Annotated in this window: 14 protein-coding genes, 1 tRNA gene and 1 pseudogene; 6 read left to right on the top strand and 10 right to left on the bottom strand. The window is 39.1% G+C overall.

Going from position 1 to position 22,267, the window contains the following annotated elements; genetic code table 11:
* Nucleotides 1–4 precede the first annotated feature (4 nt).
* Nucleotides 5–2,131 carry an ATP-binding protein gene (locus JHD79_RS16585; protein WP_199120418.1) on the bottom strand — a complete coding sequence of 709 codons (2,127 nt, stop codon included), beginning with the start codon at nt 2,129–2,131 and terminating at the stop codon, nt 5–7.
* 188 nt (nt 2,132–2,319) lie between these two features.
* Entirely contained in the window at nt 2,320–4,203 is a 1,884-nt protein-coding gene (locus JHD79_RS16580; protein WP_199120417.1) for a DNA topoisomerase IV subunit B, read from the bottom strand.
* Nucleotides 4,204–4,493: 290 nt separating this feature from the next.
* Between JHD79_RS16580 and JHD79_RS16575 the strand changes: the two genes are divergently transcribed.
* The 3 genes from JHD79_RS16575 to JHD79_RS16565 all read left to right on the top strand — a co-directional run bounded on the left by JHD79_RS16575 (nt 4,494) and on the right by JHD79_RS16565 (nt 9,155).
* A complete protein-coding gene (locus tag JHD79_RS16575; protein ID WP_199120416.1) occupies nt 4,494–5,849 on the top strand; it encodes an APC family permease in 1,356 nt (451 codons plus the stop codon).
* Nucleotide 5,850: 1 nt separating this feature from the next.
* A complete protein-coding gene (locus tag JHD79_RS16570; RefSeq protein WP_199120415.1) occupies nt 5,851–7,011 on the top strand; it encodes a PLP-dependent aspartate aminotransferase family protein in 1,161 nt (386 codons plus the stop codon).
* Between the two features lie 896 nt (nt 7,012–7,907).
* Nucleotides 7,908–9,155 (top strand): DEAD/DEAH box helicase, encoded by a 1,248-nt coding sequence (locus JHD79_RS16565; RefSeq protein ID WP_199120414.1) that lies wholly within the window; start codon nt 7,908–7,910, stop codon nt 9,153–9,155.
* Nucleotides 9,156–9,235: 80 nt separating this feature from the next.
* Here the strand turns inward: JHD79_RS16565 and JHD79_RS16560 are convergent, their stop codons facing one another.
* The 4 genes from JHD79_RS16560 to JHD79_RS16545 form a co-directional block, all read right to left on the bottom strand.
* Entirely contained in the window at nt 9,236–10,354 is a 1,119-nt protein-coding gene (locus tag JHD79_RS16560) for a metallophosphoesterase (protein ID WP_199120413.1), read from the bottom strand.
* 28 nt (nt 10,355–10,382) lie between these two features.
* Nucleotides 10,383–11,111, bottom strand: coding sequence for an acyl-CoA desaturase (locus tag JHD79_RS16555; protein ID WP_199120412.1), 729 nt, complete (start codon nt 11,109–11,111; stop codon nt 10,383–10,385).
* A 118-nt stretch (nt 11,112–11,229) separates the two neighbouring features.
* The gene (locus JHD79_RS16550) at nt 11,230–11,727 is read right to left on the bottom strand and encodes a phosphoheptose isomerase (protein WP_199120411.1); all 498 of its coding nucleotides are present in this window, start codon (nt 11,725–11,727) and stop codon (nt 11,230–11,232) included.
* Between the two features lie 865 nt (nt 11,728–12,592).
* Nucleotides 12,593–13,372 (bottom strand): AraC family transcriptional regulator, encoded by a 780-nt coding sequence (locus JHD79_RS16545; RefSeq protein ID WP_199120410.1) that lies wholly within the window; start codon nt 13,370–13,372, stop codon nt 12,593–12,595.
* Nucleotides 13,373–14,022: 650 nt separating this feature from the next.
* Here JHD79_RS16545 and JHD79_RS16540 point away from each other — a divergent pair.
* Nucleotides 14,023–15,186: a serine hydrolase domain-containing protein gene (locus JHD79_RS16540; protein WP_370583349.1), complete on the top strand. Its 1,164-nt coding sequence runs from the start codon at nt 14,023–14,025 to the stop codon at nt 15,184–15,186.
* A gap of 269 nt (nt 15,187–15,455) precedes the next feature.
* On the opposite strand, the gene JHD79_RS16535 is transcribed toward JHD79_RS16540, so the two are convergent.
* The 4 genes from JHD79_RS16535 to surE form a co-directional block, all read right to left on the bottom strand.
* A tRNA-Ala gene (locus JHD79_RS16535) sits at nt 15,456–15,529 on the bottom strand.
* Nucleotides 15,530–15,747: 218 nt separating this feature from the next.
* A complete protein-coding gene (gene lpxB / locus JHD79_RS16530; RefSeq protein WP_199120408.1) occupies nt 15,748–16,854 on the bottom strand; it encodes a lipid-A-disaccharide synthase in 1,107 nt (368 codons plus the stop codon).
* 65 nt (nt 16,855–16,919) lie between these two features.
* Nucleotides 16,920–17,189, bottom strand: coding sequence for a stationary phase survival protein SurE (locus JHD79_RS16525; RefSeq protein ID WP_233164754.1), 270 nt, complete (start codon nt 17,187–17,189; stop codon nt 16,920–16,922).
* Nucleotide 17,190: 1 nt separating this feature from the next.
* On the bottom strand, nt 17,191–18,018 hold the full coding sequence (gene surE, locus JHD79_RS16520) for a 5'/3'-nucleotidase SurE (protein ID WP_199120407.1): 828 nt from the start codon (nt 18,016–18,018) through the stop codon (nt 17,191–17,193).
* A 109-nt stretch (nt 18,019–18,127) separates the two neighbouring features.
* On the opposite strand from surE, the gene JHD79_RS16515 reads away from it, so the two are divergent.
* Nucleotides 18,128–21,061 (top strand): pitrilysin family protein, encoded by a 2,934-nt coding sequence (locus JHD79_RS16515; RefSeq protein WP_199120406.1) that lies wholly within the window; start codon nt 18,128–18,130, stop codon nt 21,059–21,061.
* Between the two features lie 279 nt (nt 21,062–21,340).
* Nucleotides 21,341–22,267: pseudogene (locus JHD79_RS16510) on the top strand (hypothetical protein); the annotation flags it as partial.

Raw genomic sequence — 22,267 nt, 5'->3', positions numbered from 1 at the left:
TAGTTTAGGCAATATGGCTGGCTATCATATCGATCAGTTCCTTTTCCGAATAAGGCTTTAATACCAGGTCATTGATACCTGATGCAATATATCTGGCCCTATCCTCTTCAAGTACATTTGCCGTAATACCTAATATAGCAATTTTCGATTTCTGCCCATCTGCATATTTTCTAATCAGACGGGTAAGTTCCACTCCACCCATTATAGGCATCTGTATATCGGTAAGTATCAGATCGTAATTGTTTTTCTCAAAAAGATTGAATGCCTGCTGTCCGTCATAAGCCACATCTGCAATGATTTTATATTTTTTAATCACCGTTTGGGCCAGGAGGATATTTATTTTATTATCGTCAACCAACAGTACTTTTTTACCTGCCAAATGCTCTACATTTGAAATCGCCAGATTTTCCTGCTTTTGATTGGCCGAATCACATAGCTCATACGGAATTTCAAAACTAAATTTAGACCCTTTATTGATTTCACTAGCTACCGAAATTTTACCTTTCTGTAGCTCTACAATTTTTTTACAGATGGCCAACCCAAGGCCGGTTCCCTTCTGCTTATTTTTCGAAGTAGAATAGCTAACCTGCGCAAATTCATCAAAGATCATCTCCAAATCTTTCTGCTCTATGCCAATTCCGGTATCTATAATTTCAATTTTTAGTATGCCCTGTTTTTTAGAAATGGTAAGGATATCCGCCTTTAATACTACTGATCCTTTATTGGTAAATTTAATTGCATTGCTCAACAAATTCATGATCACCTGTTTTAGGCGAAGCGTATCACCTTCCATGGAGATATCTTCTTTAAAAGAAATCTGTTTCTCCAACATGATTCCTTTTTTAGCCGCCTGAATAGCAATGCTATTAAAGACTTCATTAATAGTATCTAACGGTGCAAAAGAAACCTTATCAAAATTGATCTTGCCCACTTCGTACTTCGAAAAGTCTAAAATATCATTGACCAAATCCAACAACATTTCAGAAGAGCTCTTAATGGCCTCCACCTGCTCTCTTTGCTGTGCAGTAAGCTGATCTTGACTCAGTTGTTCAGAAAAGCCAATCACCGAGTTTAAAGGAGTTCTAATCTCGTGGCTCATATTGGCCAAAAACCTGCTTTTTGATTGAGCATACTGAGAAATTTTTCGGCCATAATCAATCAGATCGTTTTCACTCTTATAAATTCGCCATAAATTATAAAGAATAACCCCTACCAATATTAAGAGCAGCACAAAGATAACCAGATAGATGTTATTTATGTTCTTGAACGTATGGTCCAGGTCATAACGAATTTCCTGTTTTGCCTCACTATTAAATGCAATTTCATTTTTCTTGAAAATCTGTAACAGGGAAACAATATCATTAATAATGATGCCGTTTATCCTTAAAATTTCTATTTCGCTGTCTTGTAAAACTTTATTTGCCGCGTATAGATTTCTAAAATAGGTATTGATATTTCTTAATTGTAACCGGTTATAATTTCTGCTAGACAGGGAAGAATCCAACTTAATTTCCTTTTTCACCAAAATGGCACCTGTATCAATGTTCTTTTTCCTAGAAAAAGCGGCAGCAATCCTTCCAAACAGTTTCTTTTCAGGCTTTAGGTTTTTGGGTTTGATGGTATCTATAGTGATCATGGTCTTAAACTTTCCATAAGTCACCTCCTTGCCCTTGAGAACTGAACGTTCCTTTATCGTATCAATTCCAGAAGATATGTAAAACAAACTATCTGTAAGCTTCTTTAACTTTAGATAGATCTGTATTTTAGCTTTCTTTTGATCTACCAATCCCTTTATATTCTTTGGAGAAGGTTTGGAATCCTCTCTCAATTTCAGACTGTCAAGAATATTGGAAACCTTATTGATCTCTAAAGAAAACTGTTTAACGTACTTATTGTTCCCGGTAGCTTCAAAGAGCCTACAATTATTATCTGCCTTATATAAGATCAGGATACAGGTATCCAACTGCGAATAATCTTCTTCGATTTGATTTAGTTGACCAATGTTCTCCGTTAAAATACTGATGCTATTATTACGGGTATAAAAAAAAATGGCACTGATAAATAATGCCAATATCAGCAATACGATAAGACCGTAACGGGACGAATTTTTATTGGTAGCGTTAATTGCCATAAGTGATATTAACTTGAGCTAGGCCTTTTAAATTTTTATCTTTAAAACTTAATATATGGCCAAAAAAGAGCGTTGCGTTCAATTCAATTATAGATCAAGTATTTATTTGTTAAAACAAAATGCGAATATAAAATAAAAGAACCGGATATGAATGATCAAATTACAATTTAAACCATCTACAGTTGCAATTAGGCAACTTCTAGGGTATCTGGTTCTTCCGTCAACTTATCGTCTTCATTAATTTCGTCTTTCTCTATCCGTAAGTTCCTAATAATATGCTGTTGCCTATCAGGTGTATTTTTACCCATATAATATTCCAATAAGCTTTTAATGGTCTGCTCTTTTAAAATAACCGGATCTAACCTAATATCCTTTCCTATAAAGAGGCCAAATTCATCAGGCGAGATTTCGCCAAGCCCCTTAAATCGGGTAATTTCGGGTTTGCCACCCAATTTTGAAATGGCATTCCTTCTTTCTTCATCGCTATAGCAATAAATGGTCTCCTTCTTATTGCGCACCCGAAATAAAGGGGTCTGCAAAATATACACATGCCCTGCCTTTACCAGATCGGGGAAAAACTGCAGAAAGAAAGTCATCATCAACAAACGAATATGCATCCCATCTACATCGGCGTCGGTAGCAATAACAATATTGTTATAATGTAGCCCGTCAAGACCGTCTTCTATGTTAAGTGCATGCTGTAGCAAATTGAATTCCTCATTCTCATAAACTACTTTTTTCGTCAACTCATAACAATTCAAGGGCTTACCTTTTAAGCTAAATACCGCTTGTGTTTCTACATCCCTCGATTTGGTGATCGATCCAGAAGCAGAATCCCCTTCGGTAATGAACAAGGTTGTTTCGTACCTTCTGTCGTGGTTACTATTGAAATGTGCCTTACAATCCCTTAATTTTTTGTTATGTAAAGAAGCTTTTTTAGCCCTATCATTAGCTATTTTTTTGATTCCTGCAATGTCTTTACGCTCTCTTTCCGACTGGATAATACGTTTGAGCAGGGCATCGGCAACATCGGGGTGTTTATGTAAGTAATCATCCAATTCTTTTTTCACAAAATCATTGACAAAAGTACGTACCGACGGGCCGTCGGGTCCTACATTTTGAGAACCTAGTTTGGTTTTAGTTTGCGATTCGAAAACAGGTTCCTGTACCCTAATGGCAATGGCGGCAATAATCGAGGCCCTGATATCAGAAGCATCATACTCCTTTTTATAGAATTCCCTAATGGTTTTTACCACCGCCTCACGAAAAGCTGCCTGATGCGTACCACCTTGGGTGGTGTGCTGACCATTCACAAAAGAATGATAATCTTCACCATATTGCTGCCCATGGGTCATGGCCACTTCAATATCGTTCCCTTTCAAGTGAATAATGGGATAACGGATTTCCTCAGGTTTATTTTCCTTAGACAAAAGGTCATATAAACCTCTTTCAGAAAAATATTTTTGGTTATTGAAGCTGATCGTCAAACCCGTATTTAAGAACACGTAATTCCAGATCATGCTTTCCACAAAGTCGGGGATATAACGGTAATTTCTAAAAATAGTCTCGTCGGGATAAAAGGTAATGGCCGTACCATTACGTTGGGTAGTTTCTATTTCTGCATGTTCTAAAGTAATTTCACCTTTAGAAAATTCAACTTTCTTTGTTTTGCCATCACGATAAGATTGTACCACAAATGAGGTGGACAGCGCATTAACCGCCTTGGTACCCACTCCATTTAAGCCTACCGATTTTTGAAATGCATTACTATCGTATTTACCGCCAGTATTTATTTTTGACACACAGTCTATCACTTTACCCAAAGGAATACCACGTCCGTAATCGCGTACGTTAACTTTGCTATCGGAAACTGTAATTTCGATGGTTTTTCCCGAGCCCATTACAAACTCATCGATAGAGTTATCTACAATTTCCTTAAGCAATACATAGATTCCATCATCCTGTGCCGAACCGTCTCCAAGCTTACCTATATACATTCCCGGACGTAAGCGGATATGCTCTTTCCAATCTAGTGATTTAATACTATCGTCATTGTAAATAGGTTCTGCCATAGTTCTTATAGATTTTTAGGATATCGTTATTCCAACCATCATGAGAAAGCTAAGTATCCTCCTTAACATTTTCACCATTACCTTTCTTTCGAAGATGCCAAAGGCAATTCAGCCTTACAAATTTAATCAATTTTGTGCTTTTTTACAGTTTAGATTTCCACAATTGAACATTTTTGGGGCAAAGACAAGCTAAATTTTGACAATTGTTAAACCGTTAACTCCTTTTATTACTAAATTGCTAATCGAAAACCTATTTAGCTCACCAAGCAGCAAACAACAAACTATTACGAATGAACCCAGAAAAAAAGCAACTCTCTCTATTCGACCTTTCCATGATCGTGGTCAGTCTAGTAATAGGCATGGGAATTTTCCGAACCCCAGTAAACGTAGCAGCCAAGGCGCAGGTCCCTGAACTTTTCTTTTTAGCATGGATTGTGGGCGGTCTTGTAGCCCTGTGTGGAGCACTTACTTATGCCGAAATTGGCTCCCGCTATCCGGTAACGGGTGGCTACTACAAAATATTCTCGGTATGCTATCACCCGTCTATCGCTTTCGCCATTAATTGCATTATTGTAGTAAGTAATGCGGCATCGGTAGCAGGCGTGTCTTTAATTGGCGCAGAGTACCTTAATAAAGCACTCTTTCCCATTGAAATGCAGAACAATGATTATCGCATCTTAATTGCACTCGTTAGCATTATTATCTTCTATACCATTAACCTGTTGGGTTTAAGAACCAGCTCCAGAACACAGAACGTCTTAACGATCATTAAACTAATTATGGTGGTAACCCTTATTTGTGCCGTTTTTTTTGGAGAACAGCACACTCATATGCCCTCCGTATTCAGTACCACAAATGGGTTGCCAGCAACTTGGAGCGATTATGGGAAAGCACTGGGCCTCTGCCTTATTGCCGTCTCTTTTAGTTTTGGCGGCTATCAGCAGACCATTAATTTTGGCGGAGAGGCACAAGATGCCAAACGTGTTATTCCAAAATCCATCATATTGGGCTTGGGCATTATTATTACGCTTTACATGGCCATTAACTATGCGTATGTAAAGGTGATCGGGTTTGAGCAATTGAAAACAGCCCAAAGTATTGCCGCTATTTTAGCAGGCCAGATTTTTGGACCAGCGGGCTTTACCGTACTTTCTATACTTATTTTCTTTTCGGTTTTGGGCTATGTAAATGTAAATCTGTTAAGTAACCCTAGGGCAATGTATGCTATGGGAGAAGAAAGGGCCCTACCCCGTATCTTTACCAAGAAGACCAAGAAAAATGAAGTAATGGTAGTCAGCCTCACCATTTTCACCATCTTATCTATTGTAACCTTATTTTATGCCAAAACATTCGATAAAATCTTAAACTACACCATTTTCTTAGATGGTGCCGGCATGATCTTCTCTGCCGCTACCATTTTTTACCTGCGCAAAAAAACGGCACATTTGGACAAGAACAGCATCTACACCATGAAACTTTATCCACTCATGCCCATTATATTTATTGCAGCTTATCTATTTGTAGCCATTAGTATCTATAATGATGCCCCCGATGCCGCCATTAATGGGATCTATATTTTTATGGGCTTTATTGTCATCTACTTTTTAAACAAATTCCTGAGCAAGAAAAAAAACGATAGCATATAGCATGGATATTTCATTTATATTGAACGAATTGGGCGAGGAGCGGGAAAACTATTTTAATGCCATAGCCCCACCCATCATCCAAACAAGCAATTTTAAATTCAATACGGTCAACGACTTTAGAAATGCACTGGCAGATGAATTCCAGGGCAACTTATATTCTCGTGGATTTAACCCAACCATTGATATTTTAAGAAAAAAACTTGCGGCACTAGATGGCGCAGAAGATGCCCTGGTATTTGGAAGTGGCATTGCCGCTATCACTATCCCTGTGCTGGCCTTGCTTAGGGCTGGCGATGAGGTGGTATGTGTAGAAAACCCCTACAGCTGGACCATTAAACTATTTCAAGATTTTCTTCCAAAATTTGGTATAAAGACCACTTTTGTGAATGGTAGCCAAGTCCAGGAAATTGAAAATGCGATTAGCCCCAAAACCAGACTGATCTTTCTGGAATCGCCCAACACTTTTAGTTTTGACGTACAGGACTTGTCCGCCATAGCCAAAATAGCCAAAGCGAAAAACATCATCACCATGATCGACAATAGCTATTGCTCACCACTATACCAACAGCCTATTGCTTACGGCATTGACCTAGTTGCACAATCGGCCACCAAATATCTGGCCGGACATAGCGATGTACTTGCTGGCGTTGTGACCGGAGACCGAAAATTGATCAAACAGATCTTTGAAAAAGAATACATGAATATTGGCGCCTCACTGGCTCCACAAAATGCCTGGCTCTTGCTAAGGGGGCTGCGCACCTTACCTATCCGCTTGGAAAAAATCACAGCAAATGCAAACAAAGTTATTGAGTATTTAGAACAACACGAGAAAGTAGAAAGTGTGTTGTACCCATTTAGCAAGAATAGCAAACAGTTAGATTTGGCAAAAAAACAGATGAAAGCCTGTGGCGGCTTGTTGAGTATTATCCTAAAGGAAGCTTCACTTCAAAAAATCGAAACTTTCTGCAATAGCTTAAAGCACATCTTAATGGCCGTATCTTGGGGCGGTTACGAAAGCTTAATCATACCGGCCTGTGCCGGCATTCGCATCACTGATTTCGACCTTCAGCAACAAAGACATACGCTAATTAGGATATATGTTGGTTTGGAAGAACCCGAGTATTTGATCAAGGATCTGGAACAGGCTCTGGAAAGAATTTAACAATCATATATTTACCTTGGAATATGAAAAATAAAAAACTAGTAGCTATAACACTTACAGCTACCAAAATTTATAAAAACTGTGTATTTTGATGATAAAAAATACAAATCGTATATATCTAGCGCCTCTTCCATAAAGAAAACGGCTTTAGATATTGAAAAAGAATTAATTTCTAAATATGGTCTTCCAATTAAGGGAAAGTAGACCTTCTCTCACAAAATATATTACTTTTAATTCATTCAAATTTCAAGATATTTATTCTCTCAAAAATCAACGAATTGAATTAAAATATATCGACAAGACATATGAAGATAATACGATAGAAAAAGTCCAAAAACATAAAATTAAGACCGAAAGTAGAAGAAAAAAGGAATTGAGTAATCTTTAAATCTGCAATTTCAGGTAAATTACAAATCCTAACTTAGGATTTGCAATCCTTAAAGTATTTCTTCTTTTATTGTGCATTAAAACCTGCTCTTCCAGATTTGCAATCTGGAAGACCTATCAAAGGATTTGTAATCCTTAAAAAACATTTACCTAAGTGGATTAAAAATATAATACTTTGCGATTACGAACAACAGAAAGCAAAAATTAGCGGACCAAAGCAGTCTTAAGACTTACGAAGTTTTAAAACTTCGTAAGTCTATGTTAATTAAACCCAGATTGAAACGGGCATCCCGATTTTATCGGGATAAAGTGGAAAGCGGGGCTGAACTTGCCATGAACACTTCCAATCGTTTCCAAAACCCTTAAAAATCCCATTAAATAAATTTTACCTATATTTGCCATTCGAAGCTGAATTTCTTTAATCATTTAAATTTAAAGCAACTCGTAAGTTAGTCCTTCAACGAATGATTGTTCTAGCTTCTTCGATTTACATTTAATACTATTATATTTTGTTATTTTCAGAATTGAGGCTAATTGAGCCCCTATTAAAAGCTGTTGAGTCCGAAGGATATCAAAAGCCAACCCCTATACAGGAAAAAGCCATTCCTAGTATTTTAAAAATCAAGGATCTATTGGGATGTGCCCAGACCGGAACGGGCAAAACTGCAGCATTTGCCATTCCCATGCTACAGATCCTGCACATGAGACACTTAAAAACCAATAAAAAAGCCATAAAGGCATTGGTTTTAACACCAACCAGAGAGCTAGCCATTCAGATACAAGAAAGCTTTAATGCCTACGGAAAAAACCTTCCCGTTAAAAACCTGGTAATTTTTGGAGGTGTAGGCCAACAGCCTCAGGTAGATGCCCTAAGAAAAGGAGTAGATATCTTAGTGGCCACCCCCGGCAGATTATTAGATTTAATGAACCAGGGCTACATTAGCCTTAACGATATTGAAATTTTTGTTCTGGACGAGGCCGACCGTATGTTAGACATGGGCTTCATTCACGACGTTAAAAGAATAGTAGCCAAACTTCCTGCCCAAAGACAGACCTTGTTCTTTTCGGCCACCATGCCTACAGAAATACAGAAATTGGCCAACACCATCTTAAAAGATCCGGTTATGGTAGAGGTTACTCCAGTTTCTTCTACAGCCGACACCATAACCCAATCGGTTTATTTTGTTGATAAACCAGACAAAAGAAAATTGTTAAAACATCTTTTAGATGAGCTTAACATAGATCACACCTTGGTATTTACCCGTACCAAACATGGTGCCGATCGCATTGCCAGGGACTTGGCCAAAGATGGCATTAAGGCAGCGGCCATACATGGCGATAAATCGCAAGGCGCCAGGCAAAGAGCTTTGAACGACTTTAAAGATAGAACATTAAGGGTGCTAGTGGCTACAGATATTGCCGCCCGTGGTATTGATATTGATGACCTTACACATGTTTTCAATTACGACCTACCTAATATTCCAGAAACTTACGTACATAGAATTGGTCGTACCGGACGTGCGGGAGCTAATGGAACTGCAATCTCTTTTGTAGATGGCGAAGAGAATGAATACCTGTTGGATATCCATAAACTGATAAAGCGCACCATTCCTATAGTGGAAAATCATCCCTATCCTTTAAGTTGGCAGAGCATGCTGGCCAATAAAGAGGTACAACGCAAGCCTCAAAAGGATTCGAAGGCTGGCGCAAAAACCAATCAGAAGAAATTTCATAGAAGGGGAAATAGAAACAATTAAGCCTTTTAGCCATTCCAAGAAATGGGCTGTCTGTTCTTCAACAGATTTTCCTTGCTTGGAATGGCTTTTTATACCAGGCTCTAATCTATTTTAGAGCGCTTTCCAGTCAAATCGACCTTATACCACTGTTTATTGATATAAAGGGCACCCTCATGCTTACCTGCATGTTGATTTACATCTACCCCTAATACCTTACCATTGTAATAAAAGCCAATGTTAGACTTGGTAATGGTGTGTCCCACGATTATTCTTTTCACCTGAAATTTTGCCAGGGTTTGGTCTATGATTTTTTCATCAACAGCTGGCTCCTTAAAATATCCCCTGTACCAAAACAGGCCAACAGTGCTACTGAATAGCTGAAGAATTTTATCATCGGTAACTGTATTTTTCAAGTCTTTCCATCCTATATATGGCCTAGAGAGAATATTTATCTGTTCTACACTTAAATTCAGTTCATTGATTTCTGGAGATACTCCACCATGCAGGCACAAATTGTCTCCAATTTTCTCCAGCAGATTTTTACTTCTAAGCCACCTGCCCAATTCTGTATGCTCATCATAAAGCTCGGCATATGGATAGCCCATAAGCTCTGCACCGGCCAAATACCTTTGATCCAAATATTTGAGGTTTCCCGCCAGGTTCATGATATCATGGTTACCCAAAATGGTATGTACATATCCTCCTTTTACTTTAGCCGCTTCCTCTAATTGATATAAGAGCCAAAGTGTAGCTGGCACATCTTTTCCCCTATCAAATAAATCTCCACAGATCACCAAATGTCCCTTGCCAAAGATCCATTCGTATTTTTTGTTGATTACCTGGTTAGCTAACAACAAATCCCTCAGTGCATCAAACTCTCCTTCTATATCAGACAAAACCAACATCTTCTCTGGTTGATCCCATATAGAAGGTTCATTTTTAATAGCAGGTTTTAACTTGACCTCAAAATTTTTCTCAGGAGCATCTGAGAACTCAACCTTCAGGATAATTTTTGATTTGTCCTTTAACGGATAAGATTGATCGCTCACCTTTGCCGATTGTGCGTTATGGTCTACCTGCTTTACCAAGATTCGATCGCCCCTATACAGCAGGTATGGCCCATCGAATGAATTGCCTTTGCTTACCGGAGTTTGTGCATAAACCCCTGTGAACAGCAACAACAAAGTTGCCTGCATTAACATAGTGAATTTGCTTGCCATAGAAAAAATCATTTAAAAGTAAACATATTTAAACTTTTCTAATCTTGATAATGCGCATCCAGTGCATAAGCTTCATCAGAGGATAGGTTGGATCAAACTCCCACCATTTGGTAGCGAAGTTAGGAGAATTCGGTTTTTTATGGTGATTGTTTTGGAACAGTTCTCCCATAAGCAAAAAATCCCAAGGTAAAGAGTTTTTACTATGATCATCATTATCGTGATTTGAATAGCCATATTTATGGCCGCACCAGTTTACGATAGCTCCATGTATAGGCCCCATTAAGAAATGTATGGGCAGCAATAAGAACATCCACCATTGTGTAGCAAATGTCACATAGAACCAGATATAGAATGCCCCACAGGCAAGCCGCCAAAGCCATGAATCTCCAATCCTGTCTATAATGGGCCACTCTGGGTAATTGCCCCTAAAAGCAGGATCTGGTTCAATTCTATGTAGCAGATAGGCCATGTACATATTCTTGGTGGCAATCATCATTCCAAATACATCCTTAAAGAAATGTGGCGAATGCGGATCTTTCTCTGTATCGCTATAGGCATGGTGCATCCGGTGCAGAATGGCGTAAGCTCTCGGATTTAAGAAAGAGGAACCTTGAGAAATCAATAACAACAGGTAAAAGAACTTTTCCCAAAATCTATTCATCTTAAACATTTTATGCGATGAATATCTATGTAGAAAAAACGTTTGGCTAAACAATGATAAAAACCAATGTGCCAAGAAAAAATAAACTATGATCATACAAAAATGTGTACAGGGTATTTAACAACAGCCTGTTTTTAAAATTCTATCCGGTAAAGTATTAGAATTTTGATTATTGTTCTTGAAATCAAGAACCCGTAAATAAATAATTAATTGATTATCTCCCAAAATCGTCCTGAACGCGAACAATATCATTTTCATCAGAGGGATTTTGCGGATCGGTATGTTGCCATATTTCGGCCACTACCCCCCAATCATCCAGTCCAATTAAACGATGGCGTTCGCCCTGATGTAATTTGACCTGGTCATTTGAATGGTATTTTTTTAATTCACCCTCTTCATCCGTTTCGCTCGTTTTTACGCCCACCGTACCAGTAACTACCTGCCAAATTTCGGCCCTACGGTGATGGTATTGCCAAGACAAACGTTTATTAGGGGCCACTATCAAAATCTTTGGACTTAATTTTCCGCCAATTTTTAGGGTATCTATATCCAGTCCATCGAAATAGGTATCTGCAAATTGTTGTGCTTGTGCTTCGTCAATGACAAAGAACCCTCCCCACGGCCTGCTCTCGTCGCGATCTACTACCTTAAACCCCTCTATTTGTAAACGCTGGGCAACTGTATCGAATATATCTTTTTTCTGAGTTTCCATGATTCGGTAAAAATAAGGTATTGAAATTAAAAAGCGTTAATATCATTGCACTTTAATAAACAATTAGTTTTAGTATGATGTTATATGCACCCCTATTTTCAGCATCTTATATGACAATATCAACTAATACCCCCAATAAGTCCACGACTTTGCTGCCTTCTATTTTTCAGGATTTTATAAGGCCATAAATAGTCGCTGGGTATTGGCGAACAACAGACCCTAAAAGTGGTAAAAGAATAATTTTTGAAGGATAGGAATGTTACCAAGGAAGCTCGGTCTAAAGAATATTGTTCATGAATTCTCATTGTGGGAGGCTAGATCCGCCACTATAATTCTCTAAATCTTTAAACATCAAATTAGACAATCGAGTACACAATTTAATATTACGTAAATTGTGTACTCGATTGTCTAATTTGATGTTTAAAATAAAAAAAGTCATATCAGACAGATTTCTAATATGACTTTCTAAGTGGAGAATACCGGAGTATACACTTCCTCAATTGCGCGTTCCAAACGCTGTTTTTGGCAACTTAAAAGCGGTTTTTTATCTATCATTTTGGGTGATTTGGCTGAGTTTTGGCAGAGTTTTCAATATTCAAAATCATTAAAAATCCACATCAAAAGGCATTTTAACTGAATTATTATAAAATTTCTTATTACCTAAAATACAAAATTTGGCTGAATATTCCCAAAAAAAACTCAAATATTTGTGGATAATTTTGCATTATACACGATATAAATGATGAGATAAATCTATACATTTCACTCGCTATTTAGCCTTCTATTGTCTTAGTTTTGGCTGAGTTTTAAATAAGGGCTATAATACAGGTAAACATGGTCTCTTCTCTGGCAAAACCACCTATTATTACTTAATGTACGACAAAAAATAGGCCTTCCTGTCAAACCGCTTCGGCGTAGTCTTGAACATAGCCTGAAAAGCATTGGTAAAATGTGCCTGGTCGTAAAACGTATTGGAGATCGCAATTCCCGTAAAATCGGATTTACCATTCCCACCAGCTGCGATTTTGTCCACGATACTTCTCAATCTAATGATATCGGCAAATTTTTTCGGTGTAAGCCCCAGTCCTTTTTTGAAAAGCTTCTGGATGTATCTTGAAGAACGCCCTAACATTGTCGCCACAACCCTGATACTGATATCTCCAGAGGCCTCCATAATCATCGATGTGCTGCGCTGCAGGTCCATTGCAGGCCTTACATCCTTTGCAAGTGATCCCCACCTATCTGCCATAGATCTACAGAGTTCACCGCTGGATAGATCGATACCTTCGGGCAAACCTGGCAGAACATCATCGGTACGGTAAAAATGGTCGGTATAATTATGCATGCCCTGGTCGGTAAAGTGCTGCAACATCGTGGCCCTGCTCTTGGGATGAATCTCAATGCCCAGTGATTCTGTCATCTGACCGCAGAAATAAGTTCCTGGGCTCAAGTGTATTATTGTTTCCCGGTGGGTGATCTTAAGGCCGTTGCCCCTAATAACTGCAATATTGAAGCAGCCATTGGGTAGCGCAAATCTGTCCATGACCACCGAGGAACTGTCTAGGTTATCAAGCGTCCAAACCTTTTTCACAAACAGGGACATGCTTCTTGGTACCCGATACTCACTGTAGCTAAACTTTCCCATTTCTAATCTATCTGTTGTAAATATACATTTTAGGCAGCATTAACTGCAACAAGGGTTTGGAGGGAAAATTCCCTATGCCAAATCGCCTTTCCCACGTTCGCTTTTCTACAAGTTTTTTTGATTGGCGCCAAATACCTTTGATCAGGTAAATGGTAAAACAACCAACCCAGGTTAGCCCATCAGTTTGTGTGGCAATCAGGGTCAAAATAAAACAACAGTGATAATTTCAATAAATACAAGTAACAATTACAGGTCTGCTTGATTTCTTTGCTGTCTCTGTCTCAACGGAAAATGGTTGGGTCAACATCAAGTATGAGAACATCGAGCAGATCCCGTCTATATGTAGGATACTCGTGGAGGCCAATATCGATATTTTCAGTATATCGATCATCCATATTGACCAAAATGCCGGGCTGTGACAAATTCCCGGTCGGCTCCAGGTCCGGGATACGCTTTACCACAAGATGTCGGGAAATATAAAATCGTATTTTTTGAGCGAAACAAGCCTGGCTGGAATCCCAGTTAACGGACATACCAAAGGCTGATCTAAAATATATGGACGGACTTAGAGAAAAATTTTTTACATATCTTCGAGACTGGTTGAGATCCACCTAACCACAACGACGGAAAATCAGTTACCAGAATGACATATGCTTAAACATACGCTTATAGTGGCGGTCTCATTGGCTGCCTGTGCTACCATCTTGTTATCCTGTTCATCTGCTAGAGAAGCAAGACAGGCCAAGGCCCTTGGAATGTTATCGGGGGCACGAGACCCGCTCTATCTCGAAATCGGAAAGCTGGGCGCAGATCTCACAAGGAAAGAAAGTGTTCCAGGGATAGCCGTGGCAGTAATCCGTGATGGAAAGATAGCATTCATACAATGTATAGGATATGCAGATCTGGCCAGTAAGAGACCAATAACAAAAGAAACTATCTTCAACGTTGGCTCTGTATCAAAGATGGTGTCGGCATGGGGATTTGTGCAGTTGAGCGAAAAGGGATTGGTAGGCCTTGATTCGCCGGTGAATCGCTACCTGAACAGGTGGAAAATTCCCTCTTCACCTTTTGATATCGAAAAGGTTACATTGAGGCGGATTTTGAGCCATACTGCCGGCCTTTCGGTGCACGGATACGGAGGGGCCGAGCAAGGCACCAAACTGCTCTCGCTGCAGGAATCACTGGAGGGCAAGACAAAGCGAAATGGCGAAAGTGTTAGGTTGGTCAACGAGCCGGGCACAAAATGGCAATATTCGGGAGGAGGATACACCCTTGCTCAACTGCTCCTGGAGGAAAGAACCAAAAAAACATTTGCAGCATACATGCGCAGGCATGTGTTCCGGCCGTTAGGCATGAACCATACCAATTATGAATGGACCGAGCATATGATGGCAAATTCCGCAACCGCCTATGACACCGTTGGAGCTCCGATAAAGAACAGGATATTCACCGAGCAGGCAGCGGCTGGACTCCAGACGACCATTATGGACCTGGCGCATTTTGCCGAACTGTCCATCACAAAAAATTCCAGTCAACTTAATAAGGTATTGAGACCAGAAACCGTACAGCTAATGGAGCAGCCTGTAATGCCATCCTCTATCGAGGGAGAAAGTGGGCTGGGGTACCGCTTTATGAATTACGATGGCATTCGAACCATTGGGCACACAGGCGAAAACGTCGGTTGGAGTGCGGCCGTCTTTATGGATATGCAAATCAAAAGCGGGATTGTCGTGCTGTGCAATGGTTCTAACGGAGATAGGGTTTGGTATCCCATCTATCAGAAGTGGTTGGCATCAATGTCGCGAAATAAATAATGTTCAGAAATTTAAATGACCTGGAGATGCAGGCATTTTAAGTATGGCTGCCTAATGTCCTAGTTTATCTCGACAAAACCTGGTAAGGACTGATCACATCTATTAATCTTCAACAGTTTTCAATGCAATATTCTCCACAACATTATGATTTTCGCAGTCACAGGTAGAATAAAAGGCTACTTCAGTTCAGCAAAAGCCATAACTCAGCCACAGCATTAAACAAAAAAAAACGAATAACTGTTTGAAAATCAAATTATTATACGTTTTTGTGGAGAATACCGGATTCGAACCGGTCACCTCTTGCCTGCCAGGCAAGCGCTCTAGCCAAATGAGCTAATCCCCCATGCTGGGGCAAAAGTAAATATTTTTAATAGTTTTACAAGTAATAAATAAAAAAAAGGGAAGACTATCCAGTCCTCCCAAACACAATAACATAGTTAAGTAGAGAATAGACAAACAAAATTCTTATTCACTTAACTCGAAAACGATAATGTTTTAGGCAAAACTATAGATACCGTACAGCCTAAACAATACCTAGAAATGGGTATATTTTTTTGATGATCACTTTTTCAGATAAGCATTCATCAGCTTAGCTGTTTTCTCCGATGCACCCGGTTTTCCCATCAGCTCTAATAACCCATCATAATTCCTGAGCATTTGTTCCCTCCCCTGCTCGGATAAGATGACTTGGAGTTCTTCCTTCACTTTTTTCGTATTGCAGTCTTCCTGGATCAATTCGGTAACGATCTTTTTATTGACAATAAGATTAACCAAAGAGATAAACTTAATTTTCACCAGCATTCTGGCAATAGCAATAGAAATTGCCCCACCCTTATAGACAACCACTTGTGGTACTTTAAACAATGCCGTTTCGAGTGTAGCCGTACCCGAAGCTACTACGGCCACATGCGCATAATGTAACAAGTTATAGGTTTGCGAGAAAATCAACTTTACTTTCTGATCTCCTATATACTGATGATAATAGTCGGTCTGAAAACTTGGAGCTCCAGCGACCACAAATTGATAAGCTGGAAAATCGGACACCACACTTAACATCACTGGCAATAAACGTGCGATCTCCTGCTTCCTACTTCCTGGCAAAAAGGCCACGATCTTCCTTTCATCCAATTGATGATGGTGCCTGAAGTGTTCATCGGGTTTAAACTGCGAAATTTCATCCAACAAGGGATTGCCTACATAATCTACTTCCATTCCCCACTCTTTATAAAAATCTACCTCAAATGGTAGTATACAGAACAATTGGTCTACGATTCGCTTGATTTTCAGCACCCTTTTCTGGTTCCAGGCCCATACCTTTGGCGAGATATAATAAAACACCCGAATACCATGTTGCTTAGCAAACTCCGCTATTTTGAGGTTAAAGCCCGGAAAATCGATAAGTATAACTACATCTGGTTGGTAGGCTAATATATCTTCTTTGCAGGTTTTAAGATTTTTAAAGATGGTACGCAAATTAAGCAGCACTTCCGTAAACCCCATAAAGGCCATATCGGCATAATGTTTCACCAACGCTCCGCCTTCGTTCTGCATTTTATCGCCACCAAAATACCTGAACTCGGCATCCACATCTTCCCGTTTCAATGCCTTCATCAAATTGGCGCCATGTAAATCGCCCGATGCCTCGCCTGCCACTAGATAATATTTCATGTTTAAAAATAGAATTGGAAGTTTTTAGTTGCTAAATGTAACCCTTGTCATCATAAAAATTGTATTTAGATTTCCTGCATTACTTTGTAAATGAAGAAGGCAAACGCACAAAGAAAGGTGGCACTCACTATTCCCCTACCTATAAGTTCTTTATTCAGCTTAAAAAAATAATTCATCCAGGCCAAATTCACCGCTACACAACCTATCAATAGCAGGTCGGCCTTTTTCAGCCCCTGAACATGATGCATCAGATACCAGGCCAGCGCTCCTAAAATGAGGGGGCTTAATAAGCCTATGGCCAAACCAACCAAAACATGATTTTTTAGTTTGTTCATCTTAACCCAAATTTACACCATCGGCACTTGATGTTGGCCTAACATAAGTTGAATTTGCATTAAAATCCCATGAATTGAGTATCTGAATGGCATGATGAGCCGTAAGGTCAAACTGCACAGGTACTACAGAAACATAACGATGATCTAAAGCCCATACATCAGAATCCTCCCCCTTATCATAATTTTCAAATACACCGGTCAACCAATAATAAGGTCGGCTATAGGGATCTTTTCGTTCCTCAAAATCTTCTGCCCACTTGGCGTTGGCCTGTCTACAGATCTTTATTCCCTTAAGATCTGGCCCTTTCGGAAAATTCACATTGAGCAAAGTACCTTCTGGCAATCCGTTTGCCAGCACTTGTAGGGCAATTGATTTGATGAACTTTTTACAATGTGAAAAATCTGCTTCTTGTGCAAAATCATCTAAAGAAAACCCAATAGAAGGAATTTTCTCTATAGCGCCTTCTACTGCTGCCGACATGGTACCCGAGTAGATCACATTAATGGAATTGTTCAGTCCATGGTTAATGCCAGACACACATAAATCTGGCTTTTTACCTTTGAAAACCTTGTTCACGGCCAACTTCACACAATCAACTGGGGTACCCGAACATTTGTACATCTCCACATCGGGATAAAGTTCTACCTTATCAAAACGCAAAGGTTTACCAATGGTTATGGCATGTCCCATACCAGATTGCGGACCGTCTGGTGCTACTACCGTTACATGGCCTATTTCCTGCATCACTTCTATTAATGCTTTTATTCCCGGAGCAGTTATGCCATCATCATTTACGACTAAAATCGATGGTTTTGTTTTCTCTTTCATGAAGGTAAAAATACGACAAAATATCCGACTCCCTCAATCAACTAATTTTTTAATACAACATTAAAAAAAACTGTTTAGCTTGTGTATATTTGATTGATAACTTATTAATATGAAACCAAAACTGATATTATTTATTTGCCTGTTATTTACGGGCTCTAGCCTATTGGCACAATCCACTTACCAATGGAAAACTGCCACTTCGGGAGGTTACACCTATAAATATGTAACCAATGACCCTTCCAAGACACGTTTTTATACGTTGAAAAATGGATTGACGGTCATCTTGTCGCAAAACTTAAAGGAACCTAAAATTGAATACCGCATGAGTGTAAGGGCGGGGAGCAATACCGATCCTAAAAATGCCACAGGCCTAGCACATTACCTTGAGCACCTTTTATTTAAGGGCACCGATAAATTCGGCACGGCCGATTGGGCAAAAGAAAAACCTTTGTTAGACAAGATCGACGCCCTATACGAAAAGTACAACAAAACTACCGATCCGGAACAGCGTAAAGCCATTTACAAAGAAATTGACAAGACTTCTGGTGAAGCTTCCAATTTTTCAATTGCCAATGAATATGATAAAATGATGCAGGGCATTGGCGGAAATAGCACAAATGCACACACTTGGTATGAAGAAACCGTTTATAATGAAGATTTTCCTTCTAACGCCGTTGACAAATTTTTGGCGATACAGGCTGAACGTTTCCGTAAACCAATCTTCCGTATTTTCCACACAGAGCTGGAAGCCGTTTATGAAGAAAAAAATAGGGGCTTGGACAATGACGGCTGGAAGCTGGACGAAGCCATGATGGAAAAACTTTTCCCCGTTCACAACTATGGGCAACAGACTACCATAGGCACTATTGAACACCTTAAAAATCCTTCACTGATAGAAATTAGGAACTACTACAACAAATACTATGTACCCAATAATATGGCCATCATTTTAGCAGGAGATCTTAATCCAGATGAAATGATCAAAAAGGTAGACAAGGCATTCAGCTTCATGGTAAGCAAACCTGTAACCCTCTATAATCCTGCACCCGAAAAACCATTGACCCAAATACAAAAAGTAGATGTTTATGGTCCTAGTGCAGAAATGGTAGACATCTATTATCGTGGTTTTGCCGAAAATTCGAAAGAAAGCCTAATGTTATCACTAATCCGCAGCATTTTAACCAATGGAAAGGCTGGTTTGTTCGACATTAACCTTAATAAACAACAAAAGGTACTAAGGGCCAACGCAAGCTATCAACAGATGAAAGATTACGGGGTATTCAACCTTTCTGCACAACCTAAACAAGGTCAGAGTTTAGAAGAAGTATCTAAACTTTTATTAGAGCAGATCTCTTTATTAAAACAAGGTAAATTTGATGACGACCTGATAAAGGCCATTGTAGCCAATAGAAAACTGAGCTTTTTACAAGCGTTTGACAGCAATAGCAGCAGGGCTGAAAATTTATCAAACGAATTTATCATGAACAGGGGAAATGGTTGGGACAAAAGCTTGGACGAAATAGAGCAAACAGCTAAAATTACCAAAGCCCAAGTAGTGGCTTTTGCCAACACTTTCTTTAAAGATAACTATGTAATTGGCTTTAAACACAAAGGTGAAGACAAAAACACCATTAAAGTGGAAAAACCTGCCATTACCCCAATTAACGCCAATGCCAACCTTACTTCTCCATTTGTAAAAAGCATACTGGAAACACCGATAAAGGCCATTGCCCCTAAGTTTATCGATTACCAAAAAGACATTACATTTGGTAAATCTGGAATTGCCGAGGTACTGACCATAAAAAACACCGAGAATGCCATCTTTAGAATGACCTACAGGTTTAACATAGGCACCAACAACTACAAATTATTACAATATGCGGCTTCTTATCTACCTTATTTAGGCACTGACAAATACACTGCCGAAGAGCTGAGCAAGCAATTTTATAATATTGCCTGCAACTATAACCTCAACGTAGGTACCGAAGTGGCAACCATTAGCATTAGTGGCCTGCAAGAGAATTTTGATAAGGCCGTAAGTTTGGTAGAGCACATTTTCAGCAATGTTAAAGCAAACGAAAAAGCGCTTGATGAATTAAAAGGCAGCATCTTAAAATCTAGGGAAAACAATAAGTTAAACAAGGGCGCCATTATGAGTGCTTTAACTTCTTATGCGCAATATGGCAGCTTAAATCCTTTTAACAACGTACTAAGTAACGAGGAAGTGAAGAACATTAAATCTTCAGACCTGATCTATTTATTGAAGAACCTTAATAACTACGAGCATGTAATTACTTATTATGGGCCAAAAGACCTTGCTGCTTTCACCATTGACATTAAAAAACAGCACTTGCTACCAACCGAGTTTACCCCTGCCGCACCGGCCAAAGTATATTCGTATACGGTGCAAGATTCCAACAGGGTATACTTTGCCAATTACGACATGGTGCAATCTGAAATTCGTTGGCTAAGAAATACCGGCCTTTACAATAAGAACGATGGTGCCACCATCGAACTTTTCAACAACTACTTTGGTGGTGGAATGGGTTCTGTAGTTTTCCAGACCATTCGAGAATCTAAAGCTTTGGCTTATTCTACTTTTGCCAGTTATGTTTCTCCAGATAGAGCCGACAAACAATACAGCATGATTGCTTATGTAGGTAGCCAGGCCGATAAAATGAACGAAGCTGTTGCAGGCATGAACGAATTATTGAATGTTTTGCCTAAAAGCGAAAAAACTTTTGAAGGAGCCAAAACGAACCTGCTAAGCACCTATGAGTCGAACAGGGTGGTGAAAGACGGTATCTTCTCGTATTATTTTGCCGATAAGAAACTAGGCTACAATTATGATTCGAGAACAGATAGGTATAAGGCCATCAAGCCGCTTACTTTCGATAACATCCAATCATTCCATGATCAAAAAATTGCCCATAAACCCTACACTTACCTTATTGTGGCTTCAGATAAAAAAGTAAAACAAGAAGATATGGCAAAGTTTGGTGCCGTAAAAACCTTAACCTTAGAGCAGCTATTTGGCTACTAGGTTAAAATTACCATCATTTTTAAAGCGGCTTCAAATAATGAAGCCGCTTTTTTATGATAGCAAATGTACCAGTGATATTGCTGGCCGTTTCAAGGTAAAAGTTCAAAGAGTATCTAATAAAAGGGTTATTTATAATCAAAAAGTATTTGAGGTAGCAAACAACAAATAAAGCACCCCATCCTGTCTTAAACTATTTCAAACTTTAACGGTCTTTCTTGCTCATTTTTAACTCTATACATTAGCTGAGTACATTTTTCAAACACCATTTTCTAAAAATCAATGCGCAAACTCTTATTCCTGTTTACTTTTAGCCTATTGGCAAATTGCTCATTTGCCCAAGACCCTCTTTCAGAAAAAATGAATTGGTATGATAAGGCTAAACCTACAACCAATCTTTTTGTTCATTTCGACAAGAATGTTTATTCGAGCAATGAAACCGTTTGGTTTAGTGGCTATCTTATACGTACCAAGGATATTAGGAAACACCACATCATGTCTGTATCGCTCGTTAACGACAAAGACAACAAAGTGGTTTTGGAAGATAGATTTGTCATGAAAAATGGTTTTTCCTTTGGAAATATTATGCTCCCCGATTCTATTCCTGCCGGTAATTATAGGTTTTTGGTCATTACCGATTATACGGTCAACAAACACCCAGAAGTAAGTTTTTCACAGCCCATTACCATTAAATCTATGCTAGAGCCCGCATTTAAGGCCAGCATGAAGATCGTATCGACCGAAAATAAAACGAGCAAAATATTGGTTTCGGTTACCACAGCAGATAGTCGGTTTCTGCCAAAGCCCACCGAAGTAACCTACACTTATGGTAAGGCAAAACAAACGATCAAAACAGATGCCTCCGGACAAGCACTACTAATGCTAGAACAACAAGACCACCTCACCGATCCAAATGTATATGTTAAACTGACCTATGAAAAGGATAGCACTTTTCTTAACATGGCCCTTCCCCAACCCAAATCCACACCTAGCGTAAAATTCTATCCCGAAGGTGGCCACATGGTGAGCAATTTGATCAACAATATTGGCTGGGAGGTAAAAGACCAACAAAGAAACCCTATGGCAGTAATTGAACGTAAAATAAAAATAGATGATTATATCGACGACTTCCTTCCCAAAGGATATGTGTTGTCTAAAAACCTTAAGAACAAAATAAAAATTTCAGATCTGGCCTCTCATCAATCTGGT

The organism is Pedobacter sp. ASV28, assembly GCF_016428855.1.
Taxonomy (GTDB): Bacteria; Bacteroidota; Bacteroidia; order Sphingobacteriales; family Sphingobacteriaceae; genus Pedobacter.
Note: the sequence above shows the minus strand (reverse complement) of the source record. Positions and strands in the feature narration are given on the sequence as shown.